Annotated in this window: 20 protein-coding genes and 2 pseudogenes; 9 read left to right on the top strand and 13 right to left on the bottom strand. The window is 56.6% G+C overall.

The genetic code is table 11. The annotated features are described in order from the left end of the window. Nucleotides 1-754: 754 nt before the first annotated feature. The 5 genes and pseudogenes from GTU79_RS31350 to GTU79_RS09920 form a co-directional block, all read left to right on the top strand. A pseudogene (locus tag GTU79_RS31350) lies at nt 755-844 on the top strand (hypothetical protein); the annotation flags it as partial. A gap of 47 nt (nt 845-891) precedes the next feature. After that, nucleotides 892-1,215 (top strand): hypothetical protein, encoded by a 324-nt coding sequence (locus GTU79_RS30170; RefSeq protein WP_253073521.1) that lies wholly within the window; start codon nt 892-894, stop codon nt 1,213-1,215. An 81-nt stretch (nt 1,216-1,296) separates the two neighbouring features. Then, nucleotides 1,297-2,471, top strand: a pseudogene (gene istA, locus GTU79_RS09910) (IS21 family transposase). Beyond that, complete coding sequence (gene istB, locus GTU79_RS09915) at nt 2,471-3,253, top strand: IS21-like element helper ATPase IstB (protein ID WP_162368808.1); 783 nt, start codon at nt 2,471-2,473, stop codon at nt 3,251-3,253. Before istA ends, istB begins: the two are co-directional and overlap by 1 nt. Nucleotides 3,254-3,304: 51 nt before the next feature. Continuing rightward, nucleotides 3,305-3,493, top strand: a complete 189-nt coding sequence (locus GTU79_RS09920; protein WP_203523183.1) for a hypothetical protein — start codon at nt 3,305-3,307, stop codon at nt 3,491-3,493. A 261-nt stretch (nt 3,494-3,754) separates the two neighbouring features. Here the strand turns inward: GTU79_RS09920 and GTU79_RS09925 are convergent, their stop codons facing one another. Continuing rightward, nucleotides 3,755-4,315, bottom strand: coding sequence for a TetR/AcrR family transcriptional regulator (locus tag GTU79_RS09925; protein WP_203522049.1), 561 nt, complete (start codon nt 4,313-4,315; stop codon nt 3,755-3,757). Between the two features lie 90 nt (nt 4,316-4,405). Between GTU79_RS09925 and GTU79_RS09930 the strand changes: the two genes are divergently transcribed. The 4 genes from GTU79_RS09930 to GTU79_RS09945 all read left to right on the top strand — a co-directional run bounded on the left by GTU79_RS09930 (nt 4,406) and on the right by GTU79_RS09945 (nt 7,934). Next, nucleotides 4,406-5,149: an SDR family NAD(P)-dependent oxidoreductase gene (locus GTU79_RS09930; protein WP_203522048.1), complete on the top strand. Its 744-nt coding sequence runs from the start codon at nt 4,406-4,408 to the stop codon at nt 5,147-5,149. Nucleotides 5,150-5,474: 325 nt separating this feature from the next. Continuing rightward, nucleotides 5,475-6,938, top strand: coding sequence for an amidase (locus tag GTU79_RS09935; RefSeq protein ID WP_203522047.1), 1,464 nt, complete (start codon nt 5,475-5,477; stop codon nt 6,936-6,938). After that, nucleotides 6,938-7,129 (top strand): hypothetical protein, encoded by a 192-nt coding sequence (locus GTU79_RS09940; protein ID WP_203522046.1) that lies wholly within the window; start codon nt 6,938-6,940, stop codon nt 7,127-7,129. The genes GTU79_RS09935 and GTU79_RS09940 overlap by 1 nt, the downstream gene beginning before the upstream one ends. A gap of 52 nt (nt 7,130-7,181) precedes the next feature. Beyond that, nucleotides 7,182-7,934, top strand: coding sequence for a GntR family transcriptional regulator (locus tag GTU79_RS09945; protein WP_203522045.1), 753 nt, complete (start codon nt 7,182-7,184; stop codon nt 7,932-7,934). Nucleotides 7,935-8,180: 246 nt separating this feature from the next. On the opposite strand, the gene GTU79_RS09950 is transcribed toward GTU79_RS09945, so the two are convergent. From GTU79_RS09950 to GTU79_RS10000, 12 genes are all read right to left on the bottom strand, one after another. Next, a complete protein-coding gene (locus GTU79_RS09950; RefSeq protein ID WP_214513876.1) occupies nt 8,181-8,888 on the bottom strand; it encodes an AbrB family transcriptional regulator in 708 nt (235 codons plus the stop codon). Next, nucleotides 8,851-9,306 (bottom strand): hypothetical protein, encoded by a 456-nt coding sequence (locus GTU79_RS09955; protein ID WP_214513877.1) that lies wholly within the window; start codon nt 9,304-9,306, stop codon nt 8,851-8,853. Before GTU79_RS09955 ends, GTU79_RS09950 begins: the two co-directional genes overlap by 38 nt. A 90-nt stretch (nt 9,307-9,396) precedes the next feature. After that, nucleotides 9,397-9,750, bottom strand: coding sequence for a hypothetical protein (locus GTU79_RS09960; RefSeq protein ID WP_214513878.1), 354 nt, complete (start codon nt 9,748-9,750; stop codon nt 9,397-9,399). A gap of 5 nt (nt 9,751-9,755) precedes the next feature. Beyond that, nucleotides 9,756-10,166: a sulfite exporter TauE/SafE family protein gene (locus tag GTU79_RS09965; protein WP_214513879.1), complete on the bottom strand. Its 411-nt coding sequence runs from the start codon at nt 10,164-10,166 to the stop codon at nt 9,756-9,758. A 16-nt stretch (nt 10,167-10,182) separates the two neighbouring features. Further along, nucleotides 10,183-11,502: an amidase gene (locus GTU79_RS09970; RefSeq protein WP_203522042.1), complete on the bottom strand. Its 1,320-nt coding sequence runs from the start codon at nt 11,500-11,502 to the stop codon at nt 10,183-10,185. Between the two features lie 13 nt (nt 11,503-11,515). Next, nucleotides 11,516-12,814 carry an amidase gene (locus tag GTU79_RS09975; protein ID WP_203522041.1) on the bottom strand — a complete coding sequence of 433 codons (1,299 nt, stop codon included), beginning with the start codon at nt 12,812-12,814 and terminating at the stop codon, nt 11,516-11,518. 17 nt (nt 12,815-12,831) lie between these two features. After that, complete coding sequence (locus GTU79_RS09980) at nt 12,832-13,749, bottom strand: ATP-binding cassette domain-containing protein (protein WP_203522040.1); 918 nt, start codon at nt 13,747-13,749, stop codon at nt 12,832-12,834. After that, entirely contained in the window at nt 13,746-14,825 is a 1,080-nt protein-coding gene (locus tag GTU79_RS09985; RefSeq protein ID WP_203522039.1) for an ABC transporter ATP-binding protein, read from the bottom strand. Before GTU79_RS09985 ends, GTU79_RS09980 begins: the two co-directional genes overlap by 4 nt. Further along, nucleotides 14,822-15,715, bottom strand: coding sequence for an ABC transporter permease (locus GTU79_RS09990; protein ID WP_203522038.1), 894 nt, complete (start codon nt 15,713-15,715; stop codon nt 14,822-14,824). Before GTU79_RS09990 ends, GTU79_RS09985 begins: the two co-directional genes overlap by 4 nt. Further along, entirely contained in the window at nt 15,712-16,236 is a 525-nt protein-coding gene (locus GTU79_RS30180) for an ABC transporter permease (RefSeq protein ID WP_253073522.1), read from the bottom strand. The genes GTU79_RS09990 and GTU79_RS30180 overlap by 4 nt, the downstream gene beginning before the upstream one ends. Then, nucleotides 16,148-16,660 (bottom strand): ABC transporter permease, encoded by a 513-nt coding sequence (locus GTU79_RS30185; protein WP_253073523.1) that lies wholly within the window; start codon nt 16,658-16,660, stop codon nt 16,148-16,150. The genes GTU79_RS30180 and GTU79_RS30185 overlap by 89 nt, the downstream gene beginning before the upstream one ends. 12 nt (nt 16,661-16,672) lie before the next feature. Beyond that, complete coding sequence (locus tag GTU79_RS10000; RefSeq protein ID WP_203522037.1) at nt 16,673-18,274, bottom strand: ABC transporter substrate-binding protein; 1,602 nt, start codon at nt 18,272-18,274, stop codon at nt 16,673-16,675. Nucleotides 18,275-18,657 lie beyond the last annotated feature (383 nt).

An 18,657-nucleotide genomic window follows, 5' to 3' on the forward strand; every position in this document is an offset into this window, starting at 1 on the left:
TTAGTCAAAGTATACATTAATAAATCAATAGGCTTCAATAGTTTAATATTATCTTTTTGTTATCCCGTTTATAAAGTAATGAATAGCAATAACCTTTTTTCACAGTGCGGATAAACAGTATCATGTTGCGGGCTGAATGTGCTACATCGATGTAAAGCCATGCAGTGTCATCTTGGGGTCGCTTATGATTTTAGAATCACTGCCAGTGTGTGGTATATTCTTGATGTTCTCTCAGTGACGAGAACAATGCTGCTCCTCCACCGCCGGTCATAACATCTTGTCCGCTTCAGACTATTAGAGGCCTGTCGATTAGACATATATTGCCCCCTAGATCATGAGACACTTTGCTCTATGAAAATACGAAATAGTATTAAAAGCATGATTAACATCGGTCAAAAGCGAGCGTTATTTCCCAGAATAAATCTGGCTGTCAAATTATCAAGATGCTGACCTACCATCCAGCGCTAAAGAAGCCATAAATTTTATTCATCCACACAGGGGCTATTTGCTGGTCATTGCTTTTCAGGGTGAGATCAGTTTGTATCTTCATTCACTAACTAACTGATAAATAATATTAAAGTTAATACCTTTACGAGCATTTTCCTGCCGAAATTTCTTGCGGTTCATTGCCGTTAACGGTATCTTTTAGCCGCGCCTGCAAAATCAGGCGTCGGGATTAGCCTCCTGCATAACTTCACTGACGACATAAGGCGCGTCTGCGCTTTTTTTGTGTCGTGCGTTCGGCTACCTTTCAATGGTGGGCCGGACGGGGGCGTCGAAAGACGCGCCGGTGTCAGTGAGGCCGGTAAGGCTAACCCCGTTCGGTTCCACCACCCGCGAGATTAGCCTCTCCGGTGGTGGGAAGAATTTATTACTCACTGAGGCTGCCTTATGTCTATGGCAACGATCCCTACACAAACTCACGCGTTACTTTCCATTCCTGTCGATTCAACCACCGATTTCACCGTTCTGGCAGGCCATTGTGAAAACCTGGCCGACGCTTTGTTGCATAGAGACGAACCGGCGTCACGTCAGGCGCTCTGCAGGCGGCTTGCTTATTGTTTGGGGCAGTTGCGTCCTACGTTGGATGATGCGATCCCGCCTCATTTGATTGAAAGCCTGACCGTGGATGAGCTGCCGACGAACTTGCCTCGCTTTGAGCCGGATGCCGATTTGCTCTGCGGGTATACCCATGTGTCGGCATCGCTGATATAAGGTCGTAATTCATCGGAAAAGTTGTCCACTCCACCCAACATGGTCTTTCTTTAAGGTTCCTACACCGAAAAAGGAAGAGCAATGTTAAGCAGAGAGGACCATCTAATGATAAAACAAATGCGCATTCATGGCGCTTATATTATCGACATTGCCCGTCAGATTGGCTGCTCCGAACGCACAGTCAGGCGTCACCTGTCCGAGCCTGAATGTCCTCGCCAAGTGCCTTCACGGCGGCGTATGCGCAAACTTGAACCTTATATGGCTTTTATCGATATGCGCCTGAGCGAACATGTCTGGAACGCGCAAGTGATTTTCCAGGAAATCAAGGCGCAAGGCTATGATGGCGGTACCACCGTGCTGCGGGAATATATCCAGCCCAAACGCCAACTCCGGCATGGTCGTGAAACCGTCCGCTTCGAAACGCAGCCCGGTTATCAGTTGCAGCACGACTGGGGTGAAGTGGAAGCCGAAGTGGCGGGCCTGCCGTGTAAAATCAACTTTGCGGTCAATACGCTGGGCTACTCGCGCCGCTTCCATGTCTTCGCCGCGCCCTGCCAGGATGCGGAGCACACTTACGAATCGCTGGTGCAGGCGTTCGGTTACTTCGGCGGCAGCGTGAAAACCGTGCTGGTTGATAACCAGAAGGCCGCGGTACTCAAACACGATAATACCGGCGAGGTTATCTTCAACGCCGGCTTCCAGTCGTTGGCGAAGCACTACGGCTTTATCCCCGTGCCTGCCGGCCTCACCGGCCCAGGACCAAAGGAAAGTGGAGCGCATGGTGGGTTATGTGAAACACAACTTCTTCGTTCACTATCGCCGGTTCGACAGTTTTGCGCACGTCAATCAGCTCCTGACCCAGTGGCTGGCGCAAGAGGCCGATCAACGCGACCTGCGCCAGTTCCATCAGACACCGACAGAACGGTTCGAGGCGGAAAACCGCCCTGCAACCGTTGCCCGCCGGTCCGTTCGATACGAGTTATCACGATATCCGCCAAGCGGCCTGGGATGGCTACATCGACGTGCGGGGCAACCGCTACAGCCTGCCCGAAGCCTGGTGCGGGCGCCAGGTTACGGTACGCATTACCCTGGACGACGAGTTACGCGTCTACGGCAATGACGAGCTTATCGCCCGCCATCCGTTGTCACCGGCCACCGCCGGATGGCAGACGGTGCCGGAACATCACCAGGCGCTGTGGCAGCGGACCTGCCAGGTAGAGCAACGACCGCTGGATGCCTATGAGGGACTACAGTGATGAACGAACTGGAAAACCTACTGACCCGGCTGAAAATGGACCATCTGAGCGGCGCGGTGGAAAACCTGCTGGAGCAGGCCACGAAAGAAGAACTGAACTACCGGGAGTTCTTGATCCGCGCCTTGTCACAGGAATGGAACGGGCGCCGTAGCCGGGGCCTGGAATCACGGCTCAAACAGGCCCGGTTACCCTGGATAAAAACGCTGGAGCAGTTCGACTTCACCTTCCAGCCGGGAATAGATCGCAAAGTGATCCGCGAGTTGGCGGGACTGGCGTTCGTGGAGCGCAATGAAAATGTTATCTTGCTGGGTCCGCCGGGGGTGGGGAAAACCCATCTGGCGGTGGCCCTGGGCGTCAAAGCAGCGGATGGTGGACACAGGGTGCTGTTCACGCCGCTGGATAAACTGATGGCAACACTGCTTAAGGCAAAACAAGAAAACCGCCTGGAGAGGCAGATCCAACTGTTAAGCTATAGCCGGGTGCTGATCCTCGATGAAATCGGCTATCTGCCGATGACGCGGGAAGAGGCGAGCCTGTTCTTCCGGCTGCTGAATCGGCGTTATGAAAAAGCGAGCATCATACTGACCTCGAATAAAAGCTTCGTGGACTGGGGAGAAGTGTTCGGCGATAACGTGCTGGCATCGGCGATCCTGGACCGCTTACTGCACCACTCAACCACGGTTAATATAAAGGGGCAAAGCTACCGGCTGAAAGATAAACGCAAGGCAGGAATGTTATCGGCAAAGAGTGCGTCAGATGACGCGATAATGAGCGGACGTTAAAACGATAAACAGTGGACAACGGAAACGTTGAAAAGGGGCCACCGCTTCACGATGTTGACACATGCGCTGGCGCGACTGTTGACGGAACGGACGTTATCGGCGGAAATGGAGCCCATACTGACCGGATTGCTGTTCGATTTGGTGAGTTATTTCGCTGACGAACTGCGGGCGCCGCGCTGGATACGTACCGCTGATGGGGTAAAATTTATAGAGGAATTAGATATGGTTAAGGAAAACTGAATGCCTTGAACGCAAAGAACCCGCCTGCCTAATGGCGGGTTCTCTCCCATGGCTGCCCGGACAAGGAAACATTCAATTATCTATCAAATGGGTGAGTGGCGGCTGCCCCGGTTGCTGGATGACCCGAACACCGGGCATGCGGAAGGGCAGTTACCGCAAACTTCTGCAGCAGCCGGCGAATAAAACTGTGCTCATCCTGGATGACTGGGGGCTGGAAAAGCTGTCACTAAGGAGGTTTTGTTCCGCGGGCGGTCATTTAGCTCACTCATTGCCCCTTTTGATTCCATTCATGAATACTCCAACCAAATGAGCAATATGTGATTGAGGTGAACTGTGTTGCTCAGTAGCGAGTGAAATTGCAGTGGCTATGCATACCAAATCGTCAAAACTGATATCAGACCGAATTGATCCCGCCTTTTGCCCGCGCAGTAAAAGCCGGGAGCCCTCCTCGCTGGTAGCAAGACATCCTGGAGTTCCAATCTGTAACACCGTTCCGAGCGACACCGCAATGCCACGATATAAATTTGTATATTGGACGAGTTCTTCGAGATAAAGACGCAAAGCGCTCAGCGGATCAAGCGCAGAAGCTCTTGCGCGGCTGGCCTCTGCAAACTCAAGAAATCGATCACTGTATGTGGCTGCTAATAATACTTCGCGTGTGGGGAAACGTCGGTAGAGTGTTCCAATTCCGACACCGGCGCGTTTTGCGACGTCTTCTAATGAAACTCCAGCTCCTCTCTCAAGAAAGACTTCCTCAGCGGCGGCAAGAATCCGTTCCCTGTTTCGCTGCGCATCGGCCCGCAATGGGGTTTCATTAGCCAAAATTATTTCCTCGCTAAACTTGTTAAATGGAGGATACCTCCGCATAGTATGTGGAGCAACCCTCCACTTCATAGTTAAGCGAGTATAGATATGACGATGAGATTTGAGAATAAGGTCGTGGTGATTACTGGCGGTACAGACGGTATCGGTTTGACGACAGCCCAGATGTTCGCAGCAGAAGGCGCCTACGTGTATATCACAGGCCGCCGTCAGGAACGCCTTGATGAGGCGCTAAAAGAAATCGGCAACCGGGCAATCGGTGTACAAGGGGATGTCAGCCGCATTTCCGATCTTGATAAGCTTTATTCAAAAATACGTAGCGATCACGGCCGCGTAGACGTGGTATTCGCTAATGCGGGAGTGTCCGAGTCCGCCCCAATCGGCGGTATTGAGGAAGATCACTTTGATCGGGTCTTTGGCATTAACGTCAAAGGGTTGGTTTTTACTGTGCAAAAGGCGCTGCCACTGATGTCTGCCGGCAGCGCAATTGTGCTGACCGGCTCAGGCGCGGGTAGCAAAGGCTTTGCTAATCTGTCTATTTACAGCGTAACAAAGGCTGCGATCCGCTCATTTGCACGAACCTGGACGACCGATCTGAAAAGCCAGGGCATTCGCGTGAATGTGGTTTCTCCCGGCATGGTACTGACTCCGGCTATGCAGACGTATTTGCAGAACAATGCCGGATCTGAGGAGTGGATGCATCAAGCCATCCCTTTTGGCAGGCTTGCCCAGACTGGGGAAGTTGCCAGGGCAGTACTGTTTCTGGCATCAGATGAAAGTAGCTTCATTGGTGGAGAAGAGCTATTTGTTGATGGTGGCTTCGTGGCTGTCTGAAGGGCGTCCAATAGCTTCGCCGCAAAGTTCTTTCAAGGATAATAAAGCTGTGCAGCGGAGTTTTTATCAACTAATGGCGCTGACTTTGTCCGTTACTTGTTCGATATAAGGTATCGATTCAACAACCGATTTCACCGTTTTGGCAGGCCATTGTGAAAACGTGGCCGACGCCTCGTTGCATATGTCGACAACACTGACTAATAAACGCTTTTAAGATGCCGCTTTTTTTGCTTTGCCATAAGAATAAGGAAGTTGACTTCTCCTTAAAACTCTATAGTTTTAATGATAGTGTTAAAACAAGGTTTATTTTGGCGGAGCAAAAAGCATGGCGGAAGAATTACTGCAGCTCGGGAGTGCGGAACAGGCCGAGTTAATCCGGCAAAGGAAGATCTCGCCGGTTGATTTGGTTGAATCCAGTTTTCGCTGTATTGAACGCTGGGATCCGGTGCTGCATGCCTGGATAACCACCGATCGCGAGCGGGCGCTGGAGAAGGCGCGCCAGGCGGAGAAAGAGATTGCCGGCGGGCTGTATCGCGGACCGCTGCACGGTTTGCCTTTTGGCGTTAAAGATCAGATGCACGCGCTGGGGTTCCCCACGACCCTCGGCACCAGAGTGCTTAATGAAGATGAGACGGTGGCTCCCTGCAACGCGGCGGTGATTGAAAAACTCACCGAGGCCGGTGCGATTTTGATCGGCAAGCAGAACCTGCATGAGTTCGGCAAAGGGGGAACCATCAACTTTGCTTATGGTGAGCCGCGCAACCCTTGGAATCCCGATTACTCGGCGTCCAGTTCATCCACCGGTTCAGGCATAGCCGCGGCGGCGGGCATGTGTTCGTTTTCCATCGGCGAGGATACCGGCGGGTCCATTCGCGGTCCCGCCGCATTCAACGGCGTGGTGGGCCTGCGGCCGACCTTTGGCCGCGTGAGCCGTTTCGGTGCGGTGATGGAAGGCTATACCACCGACGTGCTGGGGCCTATCTGCCGGCGGGTGGCGGATGCCGCGCAAATCATGACGGCGATTTCCGGCTACGACGCGCGGGATAATCTATCGAGCCGCCATTCGGATCTGGATTTCATGCCGGAACCCGGTAAATCCCTGAAAGGACTCAAGCTGGGCATCGTGCGGGAAATCGCCTATAACGACAGTACCAGCGATGAAGTCAGCGCCGCCTTTGAGACCTCTATCGAGCTGCTCCGGCAGTTGGGCGCAGACGTGACGGTTATTTCGCTGCCCCTGACGCTGTTCGCCGTTCCGCTGATTCTGCTTAGCCTGGACGCCGATGTGGCCGCCTGGTTTGTCAGCAAGTATCTGCGCGATCGCTATGACCGGTTTGATACCGGCACCCGTACCCGGCTGGCCGCCGCATCGCTGATTCCGGCCACGGTGTATAACCGGGCGATGCGCGGCCGATTCCTGGCGCGGCGGCAACTGCTTGACGCCTTTAACCAGGTTGATATTCTGGTTTGTCCCACCGTGCCCACGGCGCCCAAGCCCATCGATCAGATGCAGGAACGCCTGGATACGGGGGATGATGCCGTAAGGCGGCTGATGGAACGGCGAATCGGGCTCTATCCGTTCAGCCTGGCCAATGTTCCCGCAATTTCTCTGCCGATGGGATTCTCCCGTCAGGGCCTGCCGCTGGCATTGCAGTTCGCCGGCCGGCCTTTTGATGAAAAAACCGTGCTGCAGGTGGCCGACAGCTATGAGCGCGCGGCGGGATGGCACGCCGTCAAACCCGATCTTGCCAAGACAGTGGCGGGATTCATGGCACAGGAGAACCAATAATGCATCTGACTCTTGACTACGTTCGTTCGGCGCTGGCTCTGCAGGGCATTCCGGTGCACGAGGATGAAATCGACAATATTCACCGCCGGCTGATCATTTGGTTCGATGCGCTGGCGGCCATTGAAGCGTATATGGGCAAAGAGATGGATTTGGCCGAACCCATTCCGCCCATCGACGCCGATCGGTACTGATTTACCCGTTTTTGACGTGCAACCGCACTTTAGGGGCGACACCGGGCACATTATGATTGAACAAACCAAGGCATCGGATCCGAAGCAACCCAAACCCCGCAAGCCGATTTATCTGACGGTAAAGGAGGATTTAATCCGCCGGGTGCTGAGCGGCGAGTGGCGGCCGGGGGATCTGGTGCCCAGTGAAATAGCCCTGGCCGAAGAGTATTCCGTCAGCGTCGGCACCGCGCGCAAAGCGGTGGAAAAGCTGGTGCAGGATAACGTGGTGGTGCGCCAGCGCGGCCGGGGCACCACCATCGCCACCTACCGAGGGGGCAAGGCGGCCAAGCCCTATAAGTTTCTGAATTTCTATTCCGAGCAGGGCGAACGTACGGAGCGGGCGACCTATCTGGATTTTGCGGAAGGGACGGCGACGGAGTTTGACGCGCAGCAGTTGGATATTGCGGTGGGATCTCCGGTAAGCCGGGTGACCCGTCTGCGTTCGGCGGGGGGGCGTCCGGCGATTATCGAGCATATCGTCGTGCGGGGGGATTTTTGTCCTAATGCCGCCGAGCGTTTTGCCCGGCTGCGTCCTTCCAGCATCGCCAGTTTTTTTGACCGCCAGTATAATCTTCTGATAGTGAGGGTGGATGAGAAGGTTTACGCTGCCCTGGCGGATCAAGAGGATCGTGAGCATCTCGGATCCGCTGAGGGGGAGCCGGTGCTGGAGGTGATTCGCTCGGCTTATGACCTCGGCGGCTTTGTTATTGAGTATCGCTTGATTCATGCCCGGCAGGGGGTGTATTACACCAATACCACGCGCTAACGATGTTATCCTGGTCCTGAACGGGCACGGTTCAGGCCCGGTGATAGCGGGCCTAGCGTGCCATGTGGCGCTCCGGCGGGCGGGAAAACCACGCCCGCTTCGACCACATTGGCGCGCTCTCCCTTCAACACGCTCGCTTTAACCCCTGGTAATCGCGGCTTTACCGCGCCATGTGGCGCTTTCCCTTTAACACGCTCGGTTCAAACTTCGGTGATAGCGGGCCTGGCGGGCCTGCCCTCACTCCGATCAGATCTCTTTATCCACCGCCCCTTTGCGCAGTACGCTCTCCATCCGATCGGACAGTACTACCCACAGCGGCACCAGGGCGTTGACCATGATCTGCCGGACAACCTGCGCGGTGACGACGATTTCCAGGTGGGTGTTGAGGGTTTTGGCCAGCACAATCATTTCCGCCGCGCCGCCGGGAGCGGTGCTGAGGATGGCGGTTTGCCAATCCACATCAGCCACCAGGCGAAACAGGGCGGCGATAATCACCGCAAACAGCAGCAGCAGGACTATGGAAAACAGGCCGATAATCAGATCCCGCAGCTTGATGAAGAATAAGCGTGAAATGATGCCATGGCCGATGGTGACACCCAGTAATATTTGAGCAATATGGGACAGTAAGGACGGCATCGTGATGCTTAACTGGCCGGGCATAAGATTATTGACGATGATGGCCAAAAGCATCGGGCCAATTAACGACGGCGACGCGATATGTAATTTTTTTCCCATATAATAGCCGGCCATGGCAAACAATAATATCAATACGGTGCTGAAAATATCATGTCCGCTATGGCTTTCGCCATGAATCGCCGGAATGGCGTCAATATCGATATGCAGAAGATTGCGCAGCAGAAAAGGAATAAACACCACCACGGATAATATCCGTACCGACTGTAATATCGCCACCAGTTCAGCATTGGCGCCATACTCTTTGGCCAGGTTGGCCATGATGCCGATCCTCCCGGCAGGGTGGAAAGAATGTCGTTTTGACGGTTTGCCGGGTGGATATGAGAGAATAGAGTACCGCCAGGACAAAAGAGGAAATGAGGGAAATGACCATCATGAAAAGATATCGAAAAAACCAGCCCAGTCGGCCGATATCGCTGAAATGCAGCAAGCAGCCGATTCCTCCGCCAAGAATGGCCTGTCCCGCCTGGCGCATATTGCCTATATACAATTTTCCGCTTAAGGTCATTGCCGGCATTAAAAAATAGGATGTCAACGCCGCGCCGCACACCCCGCCGAACATCCAGCCCAATTTGAAATCAACGGCTTCCAGCGCGGCGCCTATTAATGCGGATAACAGCAGCATCATGCTTAAATAAGCAAAACGATGCGATGTCTGGGGGATCGTCATATTAACCATTTATAGGGAATTCTCTCTAATAATATAAATACAGCATGTGTTGCCGAAACCATTTCACTAAAATATCTTGCCGGCTCAATAGGCCTAGCATCAGGCCTGTTCGATAATAAAACTGTATAAAAAAGATAATCCGCTGAAAAAAATCAATGCCTCAATAATATAGGTATGGATTTTGACGTGCAGATGGCCCAGCAGCCACCGGGCCAGGTAGGTTCCGGGTATCATGCAGAAACCGATTAACAGGCCATATAATAAATAGCGCGTGCTGAGCAATGAAAAAAGCAGGAAAAATACCACTTTGAAAATATTGGTGGCCATGCCGATGCAGGCATCGGTGCCGATGACGCCGCCCCCTACCAGGCCGATACCCAGCAGGATGGGCAGTAATACCACGCCGCCGCCGGGCAGCGCGCCGGAAATAAAGCCGAATAAAACCGACATCATGATGATCATGGCGGGGTGGGGACGATTTGTTTATGGGCCATATAGCGCCGTAGCGGCAAGATTACCAGCAGAAACAGGCCTATAATCAGTTCGAGCATGTGCTGGGAGAGTATCTTGTAAAGATAGGTTCCCAGCAGCAGGCTCGGCAGGGCGGGAATCATGATCTGCAGGAGGGTATGGGTCTGGATATCCTTTCGGTAGACCCACATCCTGGAGAGATTGCCGAACGTCATGGCCACGGCCATCACCGGCACCACCGCTTTGATGCCGATCACCGGCGTCATGGCGGGCGTCATGATAAGGCTGGCGCCAAAACTGCTGATGCCGCCCAGAATCGCGGAAAAGAACGCTACCCCACCCAGGAAAAAATACTGCAACGGTCCGTTGGACGACAGGTCCATGGAAGACATCAGCATTGAACAATGCCCCTTATTATCTATCGGCAATGTGTTCTTCCACCAAAAGCGCCGCGGCAAACAGCGCTTCGTCTTCGAAACGCCGTCCCACCAGTTGAATAGCGAACGGCATGCCTGACGGGCCGAATCCGGCAGGCAGGGTGATGCAGGGCGTATATAACAGCGTCCAGAGGGAGTTGAAAACGGCTGTACCGGTATCATCCAGCCCTATGGGGGCTTCATTGGCGGTTGATAACGTTAATATAACATCAATATTTTCCATATATTGGTGGATAAATGTGCGTAATGTCTCGGCCTCGCGCTGGGCGGCGATATATTGCTCAAGGGTGATGTTTTCACCATCCCTGATGCGGCCCTGGTATAGCTTGGCGCTGAGCTGGTGGCGATGCACGGTTTTTTCAAACGCCAGGTTGCGCGCCGATTCGAAATTGGCGATGGTGCTGTGAATCCTGAGCCAGCCGTTAAAATCGACGGGCAGCGCCGGTTCACTGAGGTGATGGCCTTGCTTCGCCAGCAGGGCGGCGCACTCCTCTGCCCGCCGGCGGACGGCGGGGTCGGCCTGCTCCCATTCCGGCGGACGGCAAAAGGCGATGCGCAGGGGACGTTCCGGTAGGGGGGCAGGCCGGTAGTCCGTGCCGATAAGCACGGTGCGCAGCAGTTCGGCGTCACGTACGTTTCTGGCGCACAGTCCCAGGGTATCCAGCGATCCGGACTGCTGTTTTACCCCCACCCGGGTGAATTCGCCGAACGTGGGTTTGTAGCCGACAATGCCGCAGTAGCCGGCGGGACGAATGACCGATCCGCTGGTTTGCGTGCCCAGGGCCAGCGGTACCTGATAATCCGCTACCGCCGCGGCGGAGCCGGAGGATGAGCCTCCCGGCGTGCGCCGGCGGTCATGGGGATTCATGGTTGGCCCCGGTTCACGGTTGGCGAATTCGGTGGTGACGGTTTTGCCCAGGAGTATGCCGCCGGCGTTGCGGATCATCGCGACGCTGCCGGCATCCATGGAAGGGAAGTAGTGGGGATAAACCGGCGAGTTGAACGCGGTCCGCATGCCCCGCACGTCGATAATGTCTTTTACGCCCACCGGGATGCCGTGCAATAGCCCTTTGGATGCGGATCTGTCCGCCTGGCGGGCCTGTGCCAGCGCCTGTTCACGATCCAGATAGGCCCAGGCGCGGACATCGCTGTCCCGCTGTTCTACCCGCTCAAGGCAGGCGGCCACCAGGGTTTCGCTGGTCAGGCTGCCCCGAGACATGGCGGCAAGGGCTTCCGTTACGGACATGCCGGCGGCTGACTGCGCCGGAGGAATGGATGAAGCGGGGTTGTTTTTCATAATGTCCCTTGAATTACGACCATAAGCCGGCGACGGAAGAGGCGACGTTTAACAGATGCTGGTCGGTGTATTTTCGGCCCACCAACTGGACGCCTACGGGCAAGCCCAGCGGTCCGGTGAAATGAGGCAGCGTGATGGCGGGGGTGTATAGGAACGTCCAAAGGAAATTGAACACCACGTTGCCGGTAAACGCGATGCCGCGAGGGGCTTCCCCTTGGGCGCTGGGGGTGAGGAGGGCGTCAACGCGCCGCTCGGCGAACCACCGGTCCAGCCAGCTCCGGCAGCGCTCCCCCAGCATAATGGCCTCACGGAACATCTCAAGGGTGGTCTGTTCGCCGAGAACCACCCTTTGTGTGATGAAATCATCGCTCACCAGTTCCCGGAACCGGCGCAGCTCATCGGCATAGTTACGCAGGATTTCAAAGGCGCAGATCTGCCGGTGGGCTTCCTCAAGCCCGGCGAACTCCCCGGGCAGCACCAATTCGGTAACCGTTGCCCCGGCGGACGCCAGCAGTTCGGCGGTCTGCTCCAGGGCGCGGCGGGACTCGTCGGCGGCCCGGTCCCAGTACGGGGTGCGGCACAGGGCAATGGAGAGCGCCGACAGGGGCGGGGTATCAATGGCGATATAGGGCGTTTCGGTGAGAGCCGCCTTGAACAGCGCCAGATCGTCCACGGATCGGGCCATTAGGCCGACGGTATCCAGCGCTTCGGTATTGGTGCGCACCCCAGCGTTGCCGATGAGTTGAAAACTCGGTTTATAGCCATAGACGCCGCAGTAGGACGCCGGGCGAATCACCGAGCCGCCGGTCTGGGTGCCCAGGGCCAGCGGAACGTGAAAATCCGCCACCGCGGCGGCGGAGCCGGAAGAGGACCCTCCCGGCGTATGTTCGAGAGCAAGGGGATTGCGGGTGGGTCCGGCGTGGCGGTTGGCAAACTCGGTGGTCACGGTTTTGCCCAGCACAACACCGCCGGCGGCCCGGGAAAGGGCTACCGAAGCCCCGTCCCACTGCGGGTGGTGGTGCTGGTAGATGGGGGAGCCGTAGCGGGACGGCATATCATGGGTGTCGATGATATCTTTGACCCCCAGCGGAATGCCGTGCAGCAGGCCGCGGGACGGGCCTGCATCCAGCTGCGCCGCCTGTTTGCGCGCTCCAGCCCGATCGAGAAAGGTCCACGCCCGGACATCGTCTTCCCGCGCGTCGATGCGCTCCAGGCAGGCTTCCAGCAGCCGGCCGGCGGTGAGCGTGCCGGCATCTATCGCTTGCCTGGCCGTGACTGCCGTTAACCGTTCAAAATTGATTTTATCAGCCATGGGTCTGTCTCTTTATGTTAAACCGGCTGCTGCCGGCCCAGGGTATTTTGCCGGTAATGCCCGTATACCGAGCAGCCGGTGAGCAGTTTGGTGTACTCATGTTCGGGACGGAGCAGCACTTTTTCCGCGCTGCCGGTTTCGATAATCTCGCCGTGGTACATTACCGCCACGTCGTCGGCGATTTCCGCCGCCACTCCCAGGTCGTGGGTGACGAACAGGATTGACATGCCGAACTGTTGCTGGATTTGCCGCAACAGCAGCAGAACCTGCACCTGCACCGTGGCGTCAAGGGCCGTGGTGGGCTCGTCCGCCAGCAGCAGCTTCGGCTCACAGGAAACCGCCATGGCTATCATGACCCGCTGGCGCAGGCCGCCGGACAGCTCCGAGGGATAAGACCGCAGCCGTCGTTCGGCGGAAGGGATCTGCACCAGATCGAATAAATCCTTTACCTTGGCCAGGGCATCCTTACGGTTGATGCCTTTGTGTTTCATCAGCATTTCAGCGATTTGATCGCCGACCCGAAACACCGGATCGAGAGCGGTCATCGGCTCCTGGAAGATAAACCCGACGTCGCGGCCGCGTATTTGCGCCTGCTGCGCGGGGTTCATAGCCACCACATCCCGTCCGTTGAGCATGATACGGCCGCTGACCCGAGTGGTTTTCTGCGGCAACAGCCCCAGAATGGATCGTAACGTTACGCTTTTGCCCGATCCGGATTCCCCCAGCAGGGTCAGGACCCGGCCGTGGCCGATGTGCAGATTGATATTGCGCACGATGGACCGCCACTGGCCGCCGGTATGGAAAGCGATATTGAGCTGCTCCAGCGCCAGCAGGTCCGCCCCATTGCCGGTCGCGCTGTTTGCCGCCGTGCCCATAGGTTTGGCCGCGCTATCAGTGGCAGCGTCCGCGCCCGTTTTGGCGGTGATATCGGTCATGATGTGGTCTCCTTGCCGCCGGCGGCCAGGCTGTGGCCGGAATCCGGCACGTGAATCCAGCATGCCACCCGATGGTCCGGGTGGGATCCCGGTTTGGCCTGCAGATGGGGAGTTTTGGCCGAACAGACCCCTTCGGCAAAAGCGCAGCGGGTATGGAACCGGCAGTGCCTGGGAGGATTGATGGGGTCGGGGGGATCGCCGGTGAGGGGTGGCGCGGCGATTTTTTCCCGCGGGTCCGGCGAGGGCTTGGAGGCCAGCAGGGCACGGGTATAAGGATGGGCGGCGGAGGAGAACAGCGTATCCGACGGGGCGGACTCCACGATTTGCCCCAGGTACATTACTACCACCCGATCCGAGATATAGCGCACCACATTGAGATCGTGGGAAATGAAGATATAGGTCAGGCCGAGGCTTTCCCGCAGCTCCACCAGCAGGTTCAGCACCTGCGCCTCGACGGACTTGTCCAGTGCGGACACCGGTTCGTCCAGCAGCAGCAGACGGGGACGCAGGGCGATGGCCCGGGCGATATTGATGCGCTGGCGCTGGCCGCCCGACAGCTCGATGGGATAGCGATCGGCAAACTCGGCCGCCGGCATGCCCACCGCATCCATCAGCCGGCCGGCGTAATCCACGGCGACGGCCCGATCAATGCCATGGGCCAGCAGCCCGAAGGCCAGGGTATCCACTACCGACATGCGCGGGTTCAGGGAGGAGTGGCTGTCCTGGAACACCATCTGTACCGCGCGTCTGGCTTCGGCGCTGATTTTCTTGCCCGGTTGCCAGAAGGTTTCGCCGTCCAGGCTTATCTCCCCGGCGTCCGCCTGCATCATGCCGGTGATAAGCCGGGCCGTGGTGGATTTACCGCAGCCCGACTCCCCGACAATCCCTAAGGTTTCACCCTTGAGCACCTCGAACGACAGGCCGTCCACCGCGCGCACCTGCTGGCGGCTGCCCAGCCAGCCGTCCTTGAAACGGAAATGCTTGCGCAGCCCGGACACCCTCAGCAGCGGCTGCGCCGGTCCGCCTTTATCAGTAATGGGCGGCAGCGGCGAGTCGTTATAAATCACCTTGTTCATCGACGGATCTCCATGGCTTTGCGCACGCCATCGCTGATGACGTTGAAACAAATCGAGCAGAGAAAGATCATGACGCCGGGCATGGCCGCCACGGCCGGATTGACATAAATCGACTGCCGCAGCGACGAGAGCATCAGTCCCCAGTCGGCGGTGGGCGGGCTGACCCCGAGGCCGAGGAAGCTCAATCCCGAGGCGGTGATGATGGAGATACTGATCTGGCTGGAGGCGAACACGATAATCGGCCCGGCGACATTGCTCAGCACATGCTGCCGGATGATGCGCCAGGTGGAGGCGCCGGACAGCATGGCCGCCATGACGAATTCATAGCCCCGCACCTGGGTGGTGACGCTTTCGGAAATACGGGTGATGGGGGGAATGAAAATCAGCGACAGGGATAAAATCGCGTTCAGCAGCCCCGGCCCCAGTGCGCCGGAAATGGCCACCGCCAGCAGGACGGAGGGGAAAGCATAGAAGATATCCATGCTGCGCATGATGGCGGTATTGACCCGGCCGCCGGCGTAACCGGCCAGGATACCGAGAAAGCCGCCGGCCAGCAGGCCGATCATCACCGGCATAAAAGCCATCAGCAGCGATACCCGTCCGCCGTAAATCAGGCGCGACAGCAGGTCGCGGCCCAGTTCGTCGCCCCCCAGCAGCCGGTGAGAAGTGCCCATATCCGCCATCCTCATCAGGATACTGGTGGCATAGGGATCCTCGGGGGCTATCCAGTTGGCGCCGATACAGGAGACCAGGATAATCAGCAGCACCAGGGATGCCGCCAGGGAAACCGGCTGATGAAGGAAGCGGCGCAAGACCCGGGCGCTGTAGCTTCCCGCCTTGGGTCGCCGAACGGCCGGCGCGGTCAGGGTCACTGAAACCTGCTTTATCATCCGATCCTCCTCAGGCGCGGATCGGCCCAGCTTTGCAGCAGGTCGACCAGCAAATTCAGCAGTACAAAGGAAATGGACAGTACCAGCATGGTGCCTTGCAGCAGAGGCAGGTCGCGCTGGAAAATGGCGGTGGCCATCAAAAAGCCGGTGCCGGGCCAGGCGAAAACCGTTTCCACCAGTACCGATCCCCCCAGCATATGGCCGATTTGCAAGCCCATTACCGCCATGGAACCGGGCAATACGTTGCGGATCACATGCCAGAAGATACGGGAGCGGGTGAGTCCTTTCGACCACAGGGTGGTGATGAATTCCTGATCCATCACTTCGGCGACGTTGGCCCGTACCGTGCGGGCAATCACCGAAATGGGAATGGCGGCCATGGTCACCGTGGGCAGGATCATATGCTGAACATGCACCCAGTCCAGCCGCCACTCATTCGGCCCCATGCCCAACGGCGGCAGCCACATATGGTTTACCGAGAAAATGATCACCAGCACGATGGCCAGCCAGTAGTGGGGCACGCTGACCCCCGCCAGGGGTAAAAAAGCTAATGGCGTGATCGGGCAGGCGATCCCGCCACACGCCGGCGGCGATCCCTAAGGTAAACCCCAGGACGCAGCTCAGCAAACCGGCGCTTACCGCCAGCACCAGGGTGTTTTTCACCGCGGTCATGGTCTCCGTCGCCACCGGCCTGCCGGAGCCCAGCGACATGCCCAGGTTGCCCCGCAGGGCGTTGCCCAGCCAATAGAAGTATTGCACCGGCAACGGTTTATCCAGCCCGTACTCATGACGGATCTGATCCACCAGTTCCTGCGACGCCTCATCCGGCACCAGGGCGTTTATGGCATCCCCCGGCGCCAGGTGCACCAGGGAAAACACCACTATCGTGACCGCCAGCGAAATGGGGATGGCGTACAGGAGACGACGAATAACATACGACAACATGGCTGCGCCTCGTTACTGCTTCATTGATACCGGTGAATAATCGGAATACCAGCTCTGCGCATGGACATAACCCTGTACATTGGGCGACATGGCGCGGGAACCCACATCATGTACCACCCAGATGAAGTAGGCCTGATCCACGAAGCGGGTATGGATTTGCGCCAGCAGCTTGTCCTGTTTCGCCGGATCGAATTCACCCTGCACCTGCCGGATGAGCGGCGTAATCACCGGATCGTTGATGCCGCCCCAGTTGGTGCCTTCCGGCGGGACTTCTTTCGGATCCAGGTAGCGAATCAGGGCATAATAAGGGTCGGTGGTGGACCAACTGTTATTGATGCCGTCGATGCCTTTGTTTTCAGGCGCCGCGGCCCCGCCTCTTCTGCGGCCGCGCAGGGCTTCCCACTCAAAGACATCAAACTGCAGATCGACGCCGATCTTGCGCATGTCTTCCTGAATGAATTCATTCATCATCAGCGGATACATTTGGCCGGAACCGGAGGTGGAAATGGCGATTTTCAGCTTCAGCGGATGGTCCGGGCCGTAACCGGCTTCTTTCAACAGGCGCTTGGCTTCTTCCGGGTCATACTTGATCTTGAAGCTGGGATTGCCGTACCAGGGATTGCCTTCGGCCATTTGGGCGGTGGCGGGAGTGGCGAGACCATGCAGCAACTGCACCATGCCGTCGCGATCGATGCCGAGGTTAACGGCTTTACGTACCCGGATATCGGCGAACGGGGAACCGGGCAGCACGCTGACCGTATAAGGCCAGACATGGGGAATGGTATTGGTGGAGATCACCATGCCGGATTTTTTCAGGCGGTCCACGGTATCCGGCGCCGGGCTTTCGATCCAGTCTACGGTACCGGACAGCAGGGCGGCGGTGCGGGCGGACGGCTCGGGAATCGGCAACAGGACCAGCCGGTCAAGCTTGGGTTCGCGGGCCTTATCCCAGTAATCCTTGTTCGGCACCAGATCGGCTTCCTGGTGCGGTATCAGCTTATCCAGCTTCCAGGGGCCGGTGCCCGACGGGTGCTGGCGGAACTGCGGCCAGCTTTTGCCCATTTTTTCCCACTGCGCCGGTGAGGCAATCAACAGCCGGGTCATCTGGTAAGGGAAAAACGCATCGACCTTTTTGGTTTCGATTTCAATCTTGTAGTCATCCAGCTTTTTCCAGCTTTTAACGTCATTGATATAAGGCACCATCTGCTTTTGTATCGACACGTCATAGGCGGGAAAATCTTTATTGAACACCCGTTCCAGGTTAAAAATTACCGCATCGGCGTTAAAATCCGACCCGTCATGAAATTTCACGCCCTTTCTTAATTCAAAAATCCAGTGTGAATTATCCTCCGGCGAGATATACCATTTGGTGGCCAAACCCGGCCGCAGCACCGAGGCGGCGTCGCTTTTGGACAGATCCCATTCAATTAGCGGATCGAATACGGTGTATCCCCCGAAGGACACGCCTTCGGTGCCCTGATCCGGCGCGCCGTCCATTACCGGGATATCCGCCAGCGTCATGGCGATCCTGAGCGTCCCGCCGGCCTGGGCCCATTGCGAACATATCAACATCGCGCCCATCAATGAAAAAGGCAGCAATTTTTTCAATGACATAATCAATCCTCATGGTAAGGGAGTGTGAGTTTGTGGGTATCCGCCGTAAGGGACAGCGACTTATAGTTTTAATACTATATAGTTTATACTGTACTTTTTTAGACGGTACAAGATGCTGGGTACGGATAAAATAGCGGCAAATATTGGATGTTTATATCGTGGACGCCCGGTTGAAGACGGGGAAAAAGAGAGGCTAAAATCGTATTAATATATTGAAATTAAATAGTTTTTTGTTGCGTGGTGGTGTTTTGAGCAAAAGGACGGTCATTTAGCGAACCGTAATTTCCTCCGGCGGAGGGGGATGGGTGATAGCAAAAACGTATGGTTGGCGGATTCGGCGGCAAAGAAGCCGCCGTTTATGCCGTGCCGGATCCGTCTTAGAA

The sequence above is a fragment of the Sodalis ligni genome (assembly GCF_016865525.2).
GTDB classification, from domain to species: Bacteria; Pseudomonadota; Gammaproteobacteria; order Enterobacterales; family Enterobacteriaceae; genus Acerihabitans; species Acerihabitans ligni.